We start from the raw sequence: 13,380 nt of genomic DNA on the forward strand, positions 1-13,380 counted from the left end.
TACTGAAAGTAACTCAACTAAAAACAATTCAACCTGTAAATTGTATTCAAATTATTTTAAGGTGATATAAATAAAAACTAAGTAAGCTCCAAAAAGCACCACTCCCTTTAAGCGTCCAATTTCAAAACGTTTAGGGATGATGATAAAAGGAATTAAAATGGCCGCAAAAGCAATCATCCACCAAATATTAGTTCCTAAAATTTCTGGTGTTGCTGGGTTTACCTCAATAGGTTTTATAATTGCTGTTAAACCTAAAACAGAAGCAATATTAAAAATATTAGAACCAATAAGATTACCTAAAGATAAGGCTTTCTCCTTTTTTAAAGCCGCAATAACGGAAGCTGCGAGTTCTGGCACACTAGTACCAATGGCAATAACGGTTACTGAAATGGCGTAATCACTAATACCAACGGATTTTGCTAATTGCTTTGCGCCTTCTACCAGCCAGTCGGATCCAAAATACAAACCTGCCGCACCAATTAATAGCCAAGTGATGATTTTAAAATTAGAAACCACAGCAAGCGAATCGTCCACATCGCCTAAATTCGCTTTAGTGGATTTACGAGAACTTCTAATTAAAACCACTAGGAAGACGATGAGCGCTATAAAAAGAATCGCTCCTTCGATCGCAGATAAAAGGTTATCATTCCACAAAAAATAGTATAATACAAAAGAGGCTAACATCATCATTGGCCAATTCAGTTTATAAAAATCTTTATCTACTGCAAGTGGTGAAATAATGGCTGTGATACCCAAAACCAATCCGATATTAGCAATATTAGAACCAATGACATTCCCTAAAGCAATATCTGAAACTCCGTCTAAAGCCGCTTGTAAACTCACCAATAATTCTGGCGCAGAGGTTGCAAAGGAAACTACTGTCATACCTATCACCAACTTCGACAACTTTAGTTTAAATGAAAGTCCTACCGAAGCACGTACCAAAAAATCACCACCAACGACCAACAATGCTAAACCAGCTATAACAAGAATTACACTCATTTTATATGATATCATTTATTAAAGGCGCAAAGATAACATTTCATTTCTACAGAAACCAAAACTATATTTTTCGTTAATTAACTATTATTTTAGTTATATAACTAAAAAAACAGTTATATTTGAAAACAACACTAAAATTATGCAAAAACTCACCAATAAAGAGGAAGAAATAATGCACATCTTATGGACGCTAGAAAACGCTTTTGTAAAAGATGTATTAGCCGAAATTAAAGTAGATAAACCGCATTACAATACGCTATCTACCATTATAAGAAATCTGGAAGAAAAAGGCTATGTTAGTTATAAAGCTTACGGAAAAACGCATCAGTATTTCCCAATAGTATCGAAAGAAGCTTACAAAACTAAATTTATGAGTACAGCTATTGAAAACTATTTTAACAGCTCTTACAAAAATGTAGTTTCCTTTTTTGCTAAAGAAGAAAAAATTAGCGTGGCCGAATTAAAAGAGATCATTAAGCTTATAGAAGAAAAAAAATAATTATGGAATATCTTTTAAAAGCTTCTGTCGTCATAGCACTATTCTATTTGTGTTTTTTCTTGTTACTAAAGAAGGAAACCTTTTTTCAGCACAATCGATGGTTTCTATTGGCTGGTTTAGTCGTGGCACTTATTTTTCCATTAATAGTGATTCCTGTTTATATACCCATGGAAACCGTTGCTATTCAAAATACCGACTTTATTCCAACTTTAGCTTCAGATGTTGTTGTGGCACAATCTGAAACTAATTTTGATTGGACACGTCTCATTCCTATTATCTATGGTATTGGCTGCGTCTTATTTCTTATTCAATTTATATTACAATTTGGGTCCTTAGCTTTATTGCTTCTCAAAAACCCGAAACTTAGAGACGAACAATTCACCTATGTGATTATTAAAAACGACATGTCACCATTTTCATTTTTTAAATGGATTGTTTATAATCCAAAACTTTATGAAGACGATGAACTAGAACTGATTCTTACACACGAAAAAGTACACGTCAATCAATGGCATTCCATAGATATTATATTCACACAATTAGCCTGTGTACTCTTTTGGTTTAATCCGTTAATTTGGCTTTACAGAAAAGAAGTGCGCCAAAATTTAGAATACATCGCAGACTCTGAAACCCAAATTGCAACCGCATCTAAAAAAGCATATCAGCACTTATTACTAAAAACAAGTGTATCAAATCACGATCTGTCCTTATCAAATCATTTTTATAATTCATCCATCAAAAAACGAATTCTTATGATGAACAAATCCAGATCACACAACACAAAACAATTGAAATACCTTTTCATTCTTCCGCTCGTAGCCGTCTTATTAATAAGTATGAATACGGAGGAAGTTTACGTTGAAACAGAGACTGTCAATGGAACTTCATCAAATCAAGATAAGGTGATTTCTATTATCACCAAAGACACAAAAGATTCAGAATTTGAGGCTATAATCAAAGAATTTGAAGAAAAAAATGCGACACTTAGTGTTCTTAATTTAGAGCGCAATAAGCAAAATGAGATTACGCATATTAATTTAAAGTTATCTGGTTCTACTTATGAATCTCATAGCGATACAGCTATTAAAACGTTTTTAATTTACAAAGAGTTTTTTGAAGAAAATGGCAGTTTTATAGGCAGAGAAGAAAACGGAGCACTACACTTAGATCAGATTATTGGAGAACCAGAACTTAGTGACACTAAAGCAGCATTTATCACTAGAGTTAACGCGTTACTTTCAAAATATAATTTATCAGATCAATTAAACCCTTTTTCATTCGTTATGGAGGAAAGCGTTAAAGTCACATTTACTAAAAACATGACAGACGGTCGTTTAGACGAAATGAAATCTTACTTAAAAGCAAAGGATGTCACCATGACCGTAAACCGCATAAAACGAAATAACAATGGTGACATTTCACAAATAAATATTGATTTTGAAACCGAACATGGTTCTACAAACTATAACGTAAAAAACACTAAGGGTATTAAATCGTTTTACTTTGAAATGAACAGCGATGGCCGTTTTGGAGTAAGTGCCATAAAAGATGTGACAGAAGTTATTGAAGATGAAATCAATACAACTGGCGAAAACACTAATATCGGAACTATACATCTACATAACAATGGAGATGATCTAAAAATAGAAGTTGATACAGACACTAATCAAAGACAGCAATATTACCTATAACATTCATACGGATAATGCTGGGAATGGTAAAAAAAGCAAGCTTTTAGTCATCTCAAAAAAAGAAAAACCTTTATATATTGTTAACAACAAAATAATTTCAGAAAACGACGCTTCCTTTATAGGAATGAATGCAGAAACGATAAAAACAGTGAACGTTTTAAAAGGAAAGTCTGCCACAGACAAATATGGAGAAAAAGGTAAAAATGGTGTAATAATTATTACCTCTAAAACTGATGAGGAACTTGACGAAGAATCCAAAACAAAACATACTGAACATACAAAATCTAATAAAACTAAAATCTCTTCAAATGATGATGTACTTATAACAATTGGAGCGTTAAAACAAAATAAAGATTTACCTTATTTTACAGAACCTAATAAAAAATTCTTGATTCTTGTTGACGGAAAAGAAATAAGCAAAGCGGCTATGCACACTATAAACCCTAAACAAATTAAAGGTATGAGTGTGTTAAGAGGAGAAGATGCAGTAAAAACTTATGGAGAAAAAGGAAAAAATGGAGTGATTAAGATTACAATGAAAAATGGTGAAGCACGCAATATTGCATTAGAAACTGAACAAATTGAAACGCTAAAAGCTGAAATATCGTCCATATCATTTACTGACGACGATGAATCTAAAAATGCGAGTTTAGCCTACATTTCAAAATATTCTACGGATAAAGTATTAGAAAATCATAAATTGAATCTCGCAAAAATTGGAATCACTGTAAAGTACTCCAAATTAAAACGCAATCGCAAAGGAGAAATAACAAGTATTAAAATAAGTCTAAGGACAGACACTGGATCTCAGAGCATTGCCAATTGGAAATCTAATAGTGGTATTCCGAATATTGAATATGGCAAATCAGAAGGCTCGTTAATAGCGAGAACAAAATAGTCTCAGCCTCAATCAAACAAAAAAAAGCCAAACTAAAAATTCAGTTTGGCTTTTACTTTTATAACTAAAACGTTTCTATTTAATCTACAATAATCTTTTGAACTACGGATTGATTCTGACTTGTTAATTGCAAAAGGTATAAACCAGACGCTACATCTAAATCAATGGTATCCTCTACTCCTTCAAAATGCTTTAAACGCTTTCCATCAATAGAAAAAACAGTCACCTCAACAGCGGTATGGCTACCTTTTATCGTAACCCTTCCTTGAGTAGGATTAGGATATACGCTCAGTTGTAATTGAGACTGCTCTTCTAGACTTAATGATTGCATCCAAATATCGCCAACGTTATCTCCCCAGATATATTCAATCATATCAGGCTGATCTATAAACGGATTTCTATTTTTCTGCCAGTTATAAATGACATTATTTCTATTCATTTCAAAATCATCTGGTGGATCATTTCTATGCCAATCTAATAAGGTGGCTAAATCACCAAATTGTCCAACAATACCATCAGGAAACCCGTTGACAACTTCCAATCCATTATAACGCACAGCCATATAGAAAATACCTCTTGCAACGTCACCTTTAAAACTATCTGAGGTAGCTGTTGGACCGTTGTACTCTCCATAAAACTGATTACCTCTACTACTATTTTCTGGACCATCTGCCGCGCGTAAAGCGTGTGCATCAGAATTTCCATGTCTTAATGAATCGGCTTCCGTTTCCCAAAATACATCGATACCATCGGCAATTTCATCTTCTTCAATGCTAAAAAATCCACCACGCGATCGTGGGAAGGTATGCTCTCGATTCCATTTACCCGTATTCACAGAAGTGGTTTGGTAATCTAATTTTGATCTTCCTTGTTCGGTATAAACCAACCAGACTTCGTTACTATTTTCAGGATTTTCGTCTGCTTCTCTTAATATATCAATAACATCGGTATAGGTGTGTGCTCTAACCGTTGGTGGATCTGCAATAATATTTTGCATGGCTTGGCGCAAAGCAACATCAGCTAAACCGTCCAAACTATCGTAATAACCGCTTGGCTGTGTACTCGCAACAGCTCCGTATGTTGGATTTAATGGTGTTCCCCAAGCTGCTGTAGTAAAATCATTATCAACCACTCTAATTTCAACCGCTCCGTTTGAAGGTATGATCGGTTCTACCAAATCTAAAAGTCTAATTTTAATAACCTCATCACCTTCATTATCAGCATCATCGACCAGAGTAATAGTCGTCGTCGTTACATTTTCACCACTAAGAATGGTAAGACTGGTATTTCCTGAAAAATCAGCCGTATTAAATCCGTTATTACTTAAACTAATATTAAAGTTAACGTCTGATGTCATGGTTACTTCAGAAGTTAAAGTGATATCAAAAACGTCACCTTCACTATATTCTGTAGCTGCTACAGAAATAGCAATTGGATTGATAGTAATACCTGAACCATCATTTTCGCGTCTTGGAGTTGCTGGCGCTGCCGAAAACGTTACATTACCCATAGCATCCACAAAACGTTGAATAGATTTAGGATTGGCATTGGTACCATTATCGTTATGCTGAATCGTTTGACCTAATAAGGCTAATAAACCTGTATCGTCAGAATCGTTAGTACCATAAACCATGGCATCAATTAAATTGGTTTGAGTGGCCACAGTCTCTTCAGGAAAATCATTTACCGAAGCTTGATAAATTGCCACTGCATCTGCTCCATTCTGAATGACATTTTCTGCCATTAAAGCTTGTGGAAATGGCGAAACATTAGCACTACCAACCACTAACAGACCGTTAATATCCGTTGTAAACCCATTTAAATCGTACACAAAGTAGCTAGAATCACCACCACTATTAGAGCCATTAAAAAATACCAAAATGTAACCATCGGTAGAAAAATTAGGTGTTTGTGATTTTAACTCAATAAACTCTTTAGAATCTATACTTGGATTATCTGCCTCTAATTCGTTGATAACTAAAACTTGCGACCAAGTGAATCCAGAAAACAGCATTACAAGTATTAAAGCAATTTTTTTCATTTCTTAATTTTTTACAAAGATACTTTTATTATTAAGTATGACGATTAGGACTTAAATAATTACAAAAAATAGTTCAAATAAAAGATGATATATGTCAGAAAATTAAATTCGAAAAAAGATGAATTACTGAAAATCTGATAGTTTGATAACCAAATGCCACTACGATTAGAAAAACTAGTCAAAAAATACCCTTAAAAAGTAACAATACGAAACCATAAATAAATTTTAAAGTTACATATTATAATCTTATTGTAGGTAAGTCACATATTTACGAAACATATTTTGTTTTTTATCTTACAAATTCGAATTCAAATTCATCGATTTTTATAAAAACGTTTGGAGAACATAGCCTTAAGATTATATATTGAAAACTCAATCAAACAAACAATGTATTTTATTAACCTCTAAAACCAAAAAATTATGATGACACTAGCCAAATTGATTATCGAGCTTATTTTAGCTATAATCTAAACCACAACCAAACTGACCACCAACAGGCTGAAAAGTAGAACTTAGTTCTAGAATAAGTTTTACTATTTTTGAACCTGACTCTCATTTAACAAAAGTTTAAAAAGAGACTTGTGTTATAAACCAAAACCATGAAGACCTCCATCTTTAAACTCATCGCCAAAGTTAACAAAGCGATGCTTCCTAGTTATTCTAAAAAACGATTAGACCTTAGTAAAGCGAGTAAATTTCAGCTGGCTATAATCGGTTGGCGTGTTTATGTGACTAAGCACTCGCTTGGGTAGGATTAATTTTATGCAGTGTTAAATTCACCATTAAATCTAAACAATTATCGCTTTGCGAATAGCCTCTAACAATGCTATTCTTTAACAACCTTTTCTTCTACAATGCAAAGCATTTAATATGAAATATAAAAAGACACGTTGCCATACACTATAAATGATCTTATTCATAATGTAAGCGACTTGATAGATCTATTTGTCACTGACTCATATTATATGAGTAAATTGAACACCTACAGTTTTAGGTTTTTTCAAGAAGAGTTAAGCTATTGCTTTGGCAACGGTTATTCTCGCACCCATTTAACAAACTAAAACTTATAAGCTTGATTCGTGTCCAAGAAATTTTTTCTATTTACTATCGTAACTAGTAATCTCCTAAAACCAAAAAACGCTAAGTAAACTTGACTATTAATTCAATTTCTCAACAAAACAGAGCTTAAAGGATTGCTGCGCATCCATTAAGCTCCGCTTTGAAAATAGTTTCAACAAAAAAACGCTCAAGTAAACTTGGCGTTTTTTCTTTTGAAACTATTTATTCGTGACCTCGACTGGATTCAAACCAGTAACCTCTTGAGCCGTAATCAAGTGCGCTATTCAGTTGCGCCACGAGGCCTTTTTTAGTGGGTGCAAATATAACATATTTATTAAAAACCAACCAAACTATTTTTTCAAAATTCTAATTCTTATTTTTGAAGCATGATTTCAAAAGCAGTACTTCTACCTTTTAATTACTTATTCGATTCTGAAATAATAGACAACATCACTAATGTCGCCTTTCTAAAGACATTTAAAAAAAGTGATATTATTATAGATATTGGTCAAGATTTAAATTTTGTTCCTTTACTTATTGAAGGAAATATTAAAGTATTACGAGAAGATGAAAATGGTGACGAACTCTTACTTTATGTATTAGAGTCTGGAGATACTTGTGCCATGTCATTAACCTGCTGCATGGCAAAAGCGGTAAGTAAAATTAGAGCTGTAGCAGATGAAGATGTCACTGTAATAATGATTCCTATTGTACATATGAAATTATGGTTTCACTCTAACGAAAGTTGGAGGAACTTTATCCTTCAAAGTTATCAAATTCGTTTTGATGAAATGCTAGAAACCATCGATACCCTTGCCTTTATGAAAATGGATGAGCGCTTGTTTAAATACCTAACAGATAAGGTAAAACTTTCAGCTTCGACGCTATTGGAAATTACACATCAAGAAATAGCAGAAGATCTACACACGTCTAGAGTCGTTATCTCAAGACTTTTAAAACAGCTTGAACGTGAAAACCGAATTGAACTCGGCAGGAACAAAATTTCAATTTTAGACTTTTAGTAACCTTTGTCACATAACCTTAATAATTAGAAAGCTATTTTTACGTCAAAATAATATCTATGGAATACATTTTACAACCTTGGCCTTGGTATATTTCTGGTCCAGCTATTGCCATCATTATGTTTCTACTACTCTATTTTGGTAGAACTTTTGGCATGTCCTCTAACCTTAGAACACTTTGTGCTATTGGTGGTGCAGGAAAACGTGTCGCATTTTTTAATTTTGATTGGAAAAGTCAACGTTGGAATCTGGTCGTTGTACTCGGAACCATCATCGGAGCTTTTATTGCACATTATATATTATCAAATCCCATCAACATAAACCTCAGTGAAGCCACTGTTAAAGATTTAAATGCCCTTGGTTTTAGCAATGTTGGACAAAGCTTATTACCACCAGAATTATTTAGTTGGGATAGCGTTTTTAGTCTTAAAGGTATTTTAATACTTATTATTGGTGGATTTCTTGTTGGGTTCGGAACACGCTATGCTGGTGGTTGTACCTCCGGACATGCCATTACCGGATTAAGTAGTTTACAATTGCCATCATTAATAGCGGTAGTCGGTTTCTTTATCGGAGGTTTAATAATGATTCATCTTATTTATCCAATACTCTTTTAATTATGGGAAAATATATAAAATTCTTTATCGTTGGTATTATTTTCGGAATTGTACTTGTAAAGTCAGAGGCTGTGTCTTGGTACCGTATTTTCGAAATGTTTAAATTTCAATCCTTTCATATGTATGGTATAATTGGTTCTGCCGTTGGCACAGGTATTATTTTGTTATTACTCTCTAAAATGGGTAAGATTAAAACGACAGAAGGTAGCCTTTTAAAAGTACCATTAAAAGAACAAGGCTTTACAAGATACATTATTGGAGGTACCGTTTTTGGATTAGGTTGGGCTTTATGCGGAGCGTGTCCTGGACCAATGTATATGCTTTTAGGCACAGGAGCTTTTTCTATAATCATTGTTATTGCAGCTGCGATTTTAGGCACTTATACTTACGGCTTATTAAAAAACAAACTTCCGCATTAAATGGAATTAACTGAAATTTTAGGCTTTTGTGGCGCTCTATTAGTTGGCTTAGTTTTAGGCTTAATTGGTGGTGGAGGTTCTATTTTAACCGTTCCTATAATGGTCTATCTTATAGGTCTTAATCCTATAATCGCTACAGGATATTCGCTCTTTGTTGTTGGTACAACATCCATTTTTGGAGCATTTAAAAATTACAAAAAAGGCTGTGTCGACTTAAAAACAGCCATTGTTTTTGCCATTCCCGCTTTTATTGTGGTTTATTTAACCAGACGCTTTATTGTACCAACAATTCCAGAAGTTGTCTTTACAGTAAATGGCTTTGCGGTTACCAATAGTATATTCATCATGGTATTCTTTGCTATCATTATGTTACTCGCCAGTTACTCAATGATTAAAGGTCGAAAAAATACAAGTCCTATCGCTATTGAAGATATCACCTATAATTACCCATTAATAGCATTACAAGCTGCAATTATTGGCTTATTATCTGGTCTTGTTGGTGCAGGTGGTGGCTTTCTCATTATTCCAGCTCTAGTATTACTTGCAAAATTACCCATGAAAACAGCTGTTGGCACCTCACTTTTTATCATTGCGGTAAATTCTCTAATCGGTTTTCTAGGAGATGTTTCAAATACAGCAATTGATTGGCCTTTTCTGTTAAGCTTTACGGCAATTTCCGTTTTAGGCATTCTGTTAGGTATGTATATCTCAAAATTTATAAGTGGTAAAAAACTAAAAAAAGGCTTCGGATATTTTACATTAATTATGGCCATCTATATTGTTTACAAAGAACTTTTTTAAGACACTTTGTGACAAAAGTCACATTCCGAAAATCGAAGTTTTGTAAATTTGTACTTTATTAAATTATGACACATGAAAATTGAACAATTATATACAGGATGTTTAGCACAAGGTGCTTATTATATTGAATCTGAAGGTGAAGTGGCTATCATTGACCCTCTTAGAGAAATTCAGCAATATATTGACAAGGCAAAAGCTAATAACTCGAAAATAAAATATATTCTAGAAACTCATTTTCATGCCGATTTTGTTTCTGGTCATGTCGATTTAGCCAAAAAAACTGGAGCAACTATTGTTTTCGGTCCAGGAGCGACAACGGAATATGACATACATTCGGCAAAAGATGGTGAAGAATTAAAAATTGGAAACGTAACCATTAAGGTTTTACATACTCCAGGACATACTTTAGAATCTGCAACCTATTTATTAAGAGATGAATACGGAAAAGATCATGCTATTTTCTCTGGCGACACTTTATTTTTAGGCGATGTTGGCAGACCAGATTTAGCCATTAAATCTGATTTAACGAAAGAAGACTTAGCAGAAATGTTATTCGATTCGCTCAGAAATAAAATTATGCCATTAGCCGATGACGTTATTGTGTATCCTGCGCATGGTGCAGGTTCTGCTTGCGGAAAAAACTTAAGTAAAGAAACTGTTGGTATTTTAGGGGAACAGAAAAAAACCAATTACGCTCTACGTGCTGATATGACTAAAGCTGAATTTGTAAAAGAAGTGCTTGATGGTATAGCTCCACCTCCACAGTATTTTGCAAAAAATGCCATGATGAACAAAATGGGTTACGACGCGTTTGATACGGTTTTAAAGACTGGTGATGTTGCACTGAATCCAAAAGAATTTGAAGCAATGGCAAATCATGAAGCAGCTTTGGTTTTAGATGTAAGACCACAATCTGATTATATTAAAGGTCATATTCCAAATTCCGTATTTATTGGATTAAACGGTGGATTTGCTCCTTGGGTGGGTGCTTTAATAAAAGATATTAAACAACCAATTGTTTTAGTGGTACCAGAAGGAAAATCTAAAGAAGCAGTTACCAGATTATCTCGTGTGGGTTATGATAACACCTTAGGTTATCTAGAAGGTGGTATAGAAGCCTGGCAAAATGCAGGAAAGGATATTGAGACTTTAGATTCAATTTCGGCTGAAGAATTTGCACAACGCGCAAAAGCAGATGACATTAATATATTGGATGTTCGGAAGGATGGCGAATACCAATCGTCGCATCTTGAAACCGCACAGCATTTATCTTTAGATTTTATTAATGAAAAGATGAATGAGGTCAGTAAAGATAAAACCTACTATGTGCATTGCGCTGGTGGTTACCGTTCTGTAATTGCAGCTTCCATATTAAAAGCAAGAGGTTTTGATAAGTTGATTGATGTTGCTGGTGGCTTTGGTGCTATAAAAAATACCGATTTAAAGACGACGGATTTTGTTTGTCCATCGACTTTATAATTTTTACCAAAGCTGAGAAAGTTTAAAGGTTAATACTATATTATAAAAACTGTAAACCTTCTACAGTTGCTAAAACAATAGGAAATTGAAAGTATTAAAAAATATTTCAAAAACCAAAAGTCCCACAAAGCGTGGGATTTTTTATTAAACTATTTCAGCACTAAGGCCTGCTTCTAAGAGTTTGGAACATCGTGGTTCTAGATCGTCATAAGAGCCAGTCTTTACCGTACACTTGCCTTTGTAATGCACAAGTAAGGCACATTGTTCCGCTTGTTCTGGCATGTGATCGCATGCGTAAATGAGTGTATCAATAACATGATCGAATGTATTGACTTCGTCATTAAATAAAACGATTTCATTTTGCTTTAATTCTTGTTCTTCAACTAGAAGTTCTTCTGAATATTTTTCTTTTGTCATGGCGTTAACCGATTTGAGAGTTCTACGTTACTAAGACACTTCGACTTTGGGTTATTTTGAGCATAGTCGAAAGACTCAGTGTAACAATTTCCTAAAATTTAACACTACTAAATTATGAATTTTAGCGAAACCCACAGCCCTTTTTGTATAGTTTCGGTCAATTTTAACATGTGCTTAGCGCATTCTGCTTCAATAATTGGAATATCAGCTTCATAAAAACCACTTAGAAAAAGACTGCCGTTTTTGTTTAAACATTGTGCATAAACAGCAATATCTGCGAGTAATATGTTTCTATTAATATTAGCAATAATAGTGTCGTACTTTTTTCCTTCTAATCGTTTTACATCGCCTTCAAATACCGAAATATGTTCACATTGATTCCGTTCTACATTTTCTAAACTATTGAGGTAACACCAATTATCAATGTCTATGGCATCTAATTTAGAAGCACCAACTTTTTCCGCTAAAATGGCCAAAACACCAGTACCACAACCCATATCTAAAACAGATTTTCCTTTAAAATCATTTTTTAGAATATGTTGAATCATCATATGCGTTGTTTCATGATGCCCTGTGCCAAAACTCATTTTGGGTTCTATGATTAAATCGTATTTTGTGTCTGGCTTTTCATGAAATGGCGCACGTACCGAAACCAAATCGTCAACAATGATAGGATTAAAGTTCTTTTCCCATTCTTCGTTCCAATTGGTTTGTTCTATGGCATTGAAGTCGAACTTGATTTCAAACTCATCAGAACTTAAGATATGAATGTCGTCTAAAATCTGAGCGTTCCATTCGTCTTTTTGAATGTAAGCCGTCACTCCTTCTTCTGTTTCTACAAAACTTTCAAAACCTGCATAACCGAGCTCAGCAATTAAAATTTCGGTTGCTGGTTGTAATGGATTGACTTTAAAATTGTAACCTATATAAATAGTGTTAGACATATTGATTTACGATATACGATTTTTGATTTACGATTGAAGCTAAGACCTCAAAAGTTTTGACTTCGACTTTGCAGAGTCTCCAAAACCTTTGAGGTCTGTCCGCGTTAGCGATTGAACGGTCTGTTTGAGCTCCTCGCAGAGAGCGAGTAGTGAAAGCCTGACCTACTTTTGCCTTTAATAGCAAAAGTAGGCAACGCCCAACTTATAGATACAATTTCGATATAAACCGAAATCACTCGAAGTGCCAATTTATCCTAATAAATCGTCGTTGCTAGAGTCTTCTTTTTTTGGTGTTGGAGCATTATCTCCATCTCCAGAAGGTGTTGTATTCTCGGCATTGTAATAATCCTCAAACATTTCTTTCATGTCTATACCATAACGCTCTGCAAAATTCTTTTGGATGTCTATATCTTTAGCCCTAATCTCTTGTAAAGCCTCTGCATAGCTACCATAAACACCTTGCATTACTTTTTCGTGAACTGGGATGTTAT

Annotated in this window: 13 protein-coding genes, 1 tRNA gene and 1 pseudogene; 9 read left to right on the top strand and 6 right to left on the bottom strand. The window is 34.0% G+C overall.

The genetic code is table 11. The features are described from left to right. Nucleotides 1-51 precede the first annotated feature (51 nt). Complete coding sequence (locus tag AB8B52_RS00840) at nt 52-1,002, bottom strand: calcium/sodium antiporter (protein WP_406024282.1); 951 nt, start codon at nt 1,000-1,002, stop codon at nt 52-54. A gap of 139 nt (nt 1,003-1,141) precedes the next feature. Between AB8B52_RS00840 and AB8B52_RS00845 the strand changes: the two genes are divergently transcribed. From AB8B52_RS00845 to AB8B52_RS00855, 3 genes are read left to right on the top strand one after another with little or no spacing between them, the layout of a single operon-like run. Beyond that, nucleotides 1,142-1,501: a BlaI/MecI/CopY family transcriptional regulator gene (locus tag AB8B52_RS00845; protein ID WP_406024284.1), complete on the top strand. Its 360-nt coding sequence runs from the start codon at nt 1,142-1,144 to the stop codon at nt 1,499-1,501. A 2-nt stretch (nt 1,502-1,503) separates the two neighbouring features. Beyond that, complete coding sequence (locus AB8B52_RS00850) at nt 1,504-3,192, top strand: M56 family metallopeptidase (RefSeq protein ID WP_406024286.1); 1,689 nt, start codon at nt 1,504-1,506, stop codon at nt 3,190-3,192. Beyond that, nucleotides 3,152-4,090 carry a hypothetical protein gene (locus tag AB8B52_RS00855; RefSeq protein ID WP_406024288.1) on the top strand — a complete coding sequence of 313 codons (939 nt, stop codon included), beginning with the start codon at nt 3,152-3,154 and terminating at the stop codon, nt 4,088-4,090. The genes AB8B52_RS00850 and AB8B52_RS00855 overlap by 41 nt, the downstream gene beginning before the upstream one ends. Before the next feature lie 79 nt (nt 4,091-4,169). Here AB8B52_RS00855 and AB8B52_RS00860 read toward each other — a convergent pair whose 3' ends face one another. Next, nucleotides 4,170-6,131 (bottom strand): endonuclease, encoded by a 1,962-nt coding sequence (locus AB8B52_RS00860; protein WP_406024290.1) that lies wholly within the window; start codon nt 6,129-6,131, stop codon nt 4,170-4,172. A gap of 599 nt (nt 6,132-6,730) precedes the next feature. Between AB8B52_RS00860 and AB8B52_RS00865 the strand changes: the two genes are divergently transcribed. After that, nucleotides 6,731-6,883, top strand: coding sequence for an SsrA-binding protein (locus AB8B52_RS00865; RefSeq protein ID WP_406024292.1), 153 nt, complete (start codon nt 6,731-6,733; stop codon nt 6,881-6,883). Between the two features lie 536 nt (nt 6,884-7,419). On the opposite strand, the gene AB8B52_RS00870 is transcribed toward AB8B52_RS00865, so the two are convergent. Beyond that, nucleotides 7,420-7,493, bottom strand: a tRNA-Arg gene (locus AB8B52_RS00870). A gap of 83 nt (nt 7,494-7,576) precedes the next feature. Between AB8B52_RS00870 and AB8B52_RS00875 the strand changes: the two genes are divergently transcribed. The 5 genes from AB8B52_RS00875 (at nt 7,577) to AB8B52_RS00895 (ending at nt 11,528) form a co-directional block, all read left to right on the top strand. Then, complete coding sequence (locus AB8B52_RS00875; RefSeq protein ID WP_406024294.1) at nt 7,577-8,212, top strand: Crp/Fnr family transcriptional regulator; 636 nt, start codon at nt 7,577-7,579, stop codon at nt 8,210-8,212. A gap of 59 nt (nt 8,213-8,271) precedes the next feature. Next, nucleotides 8,272-8,829, top strand: coding sequence for a YeeE/YedE family protein (locus tag AB8B52_RS00880; RefSeq protein ID WP_406024296.1), 558 nt, complete (start codon nt 8,272-8,274; stop codon nt 8,827-8,829). Nucleotides 8,830-8,831: 2 nt separating this feature from the next. Beyond that, nucleotides 8,832-9,248, top strand: a complete 417-nt coding sequence (locus AB8B52_RS00885; RefSeq protein WP_406024298.1) for a DUF6691 family protein — start codon at nt 8,832-8,834, stop codon at nt 9,246-9,248. Next, nucleotides 9,249-10,049 carry a sulfite exporter TauE/SafE family protein gene (locus AB8B52_RS00890; protein WP_406024300.1) on the top strand — a complete coding sequence of 267 codons (801 nt, stop codon included), beginning with the start codon at nt 9,249-9,251 and terminating at the stop codon, nt 10,047-10,049. A gap of 72 nt (nt 10,050-10,121) precedes the next feature. Further along, entirely contained in the window at nt 10,122-11,528 is a 1,407-nt protein-coding gene (locus AB8B52_RS00895) for a rhodanese-like domain-containing protein (RefSeq protein WP_406024302.1), read from the top strand. 144 nt (nt 11,529-11,672) lie between these two features. On the opposite strand, the gene AB8B52_RS00900 is transcribed toward AB8B52_RS00895, so the two are convergent. From AB8B52_RS00900 to AB8B52_RS00910, 3 genes and pseudogenes are all read right to left on the bottom strand, one after another. Further along, nucleotides 11,673-11,945, bottom strand: a complete 273-nt coding sequence (locus tag AB8B52_RS00900) for an ATP-dependent Clp protease adaptor ClpS (protein WP_406024304.1) — start codon at nt 11,943-11,945, stop codon at nt 11,673-11,675. Nucleotides 11,946-12,052: 107 nt separating this feature from the next. Continuing rightward, nucleotides 12,053-12,889 (bottom strand): 50S ribosomal protein L11 methyltransferase, encoded by an 837-nt coding sequence (prmA, locus tag AB8B52_RS00905; protein WP_406024306.1) that lies wholly within the window; start codon nt 12,887-12,889, stop codon nt 12,053-12,055. A gap of 249 nt (nt 12,890-13,138) precedes the next feature. Beyond that, nucleotides 13,139-13,380: pseudogene (locus AB8B52_RS00910) on the bottom strand (microtubule-binding protein); the annotation flags it as partial.

Origin of the sequence: Winogradskyella sp., from assembly GCF_045105575.1 — a bacterium.
Classification (GTDB): domain Bacteria; phylum Bacteroidota; class Bacteroidia; order Flavobacteriales; family Flavobacteriaceae; genus Winogradskyella.

Coding starts and splice junctions, on each gene's coding strand:
- AB8B52_RS00840 (WP_406024282.1), bottom strand. CDS start 1,002: ATGAGTGTAATTCTTGTTATAGCTGGTTTAGCATTGTTGGTCGTTGGT.
- AB8B52_RS00845 (WP_406024284.1), top strand. CDS start 1,142: ATGCAAAAACTCACCAATAAAGAGGAAGAAATAATGCACATCTTATGG.
- AB8B52_RS00850 (WP_406024286.1), top strand. CDS start 1,504: ATGGAATATCTTTTAAAAGCTTCTGTCGTCATAGCACTATTCTATTTG.
- AB8B52_RS00860 (WP_406024290.1), bottom strand. CDS start 6,131: ATGAAAAAAATTGCTTTAATACTTGTAATGCTGTTTTCTGGATTCACT.
- AB8B52_RS00865 (WP_406024292.1), top strand. CDS start 6,731: ATGAAGACCTCCATCTTTAAACTCATCGCCAAAGTTAACAAAGCGATG.
- AB8B52_RS00875 (WP_406024294.1), top strand. CDS start 7,577: ATGATTTCAAAAGCAGTACTTCTACCTTTTAATTACTTATTCGATTCT.
- AB8B52_RS00880 (WP_406024296.1), top strand. CDS start 8,272: ATGGAATACATTTTACAACCTTGGCCTTGGTATATTTCTGGTCCAGCT.
- AB8B52_RS00885 (WP_406024298.1), top strand. CDS start 8,832: ATGGGAAAATATATAAAATTCTTTATCGTTGGTATTATTTTCGGAATT.
- AB8B52_RS00890 (WP_406024300.1), top strand. CDS start 9,249: ATGGAATTAACTGAAATTTTAGGCTTTTGTGGCGCTCTATTAGTTGGC.
- AB8B52_RS00895 (WP_406024302.1), top strand. CDS start 10,122: ATGAAAATTGAACAATTATATACAGGATGTTTAGCACAAGGTGCTTAT.
- AB8B52_RS00900 (WP_406024304.1), bottom strand. CDS start 11,945: ATGACAAAAGAAAAATATTCAGAAGAACTTCTAGTTGAAGAACAAGAA.
- prmA (WP_406024306.1), bottom strand. CDS start 12,889: ATGTCTAACACTATTTATATAGGTTACAATTTTAAAGTCAATCCATTA.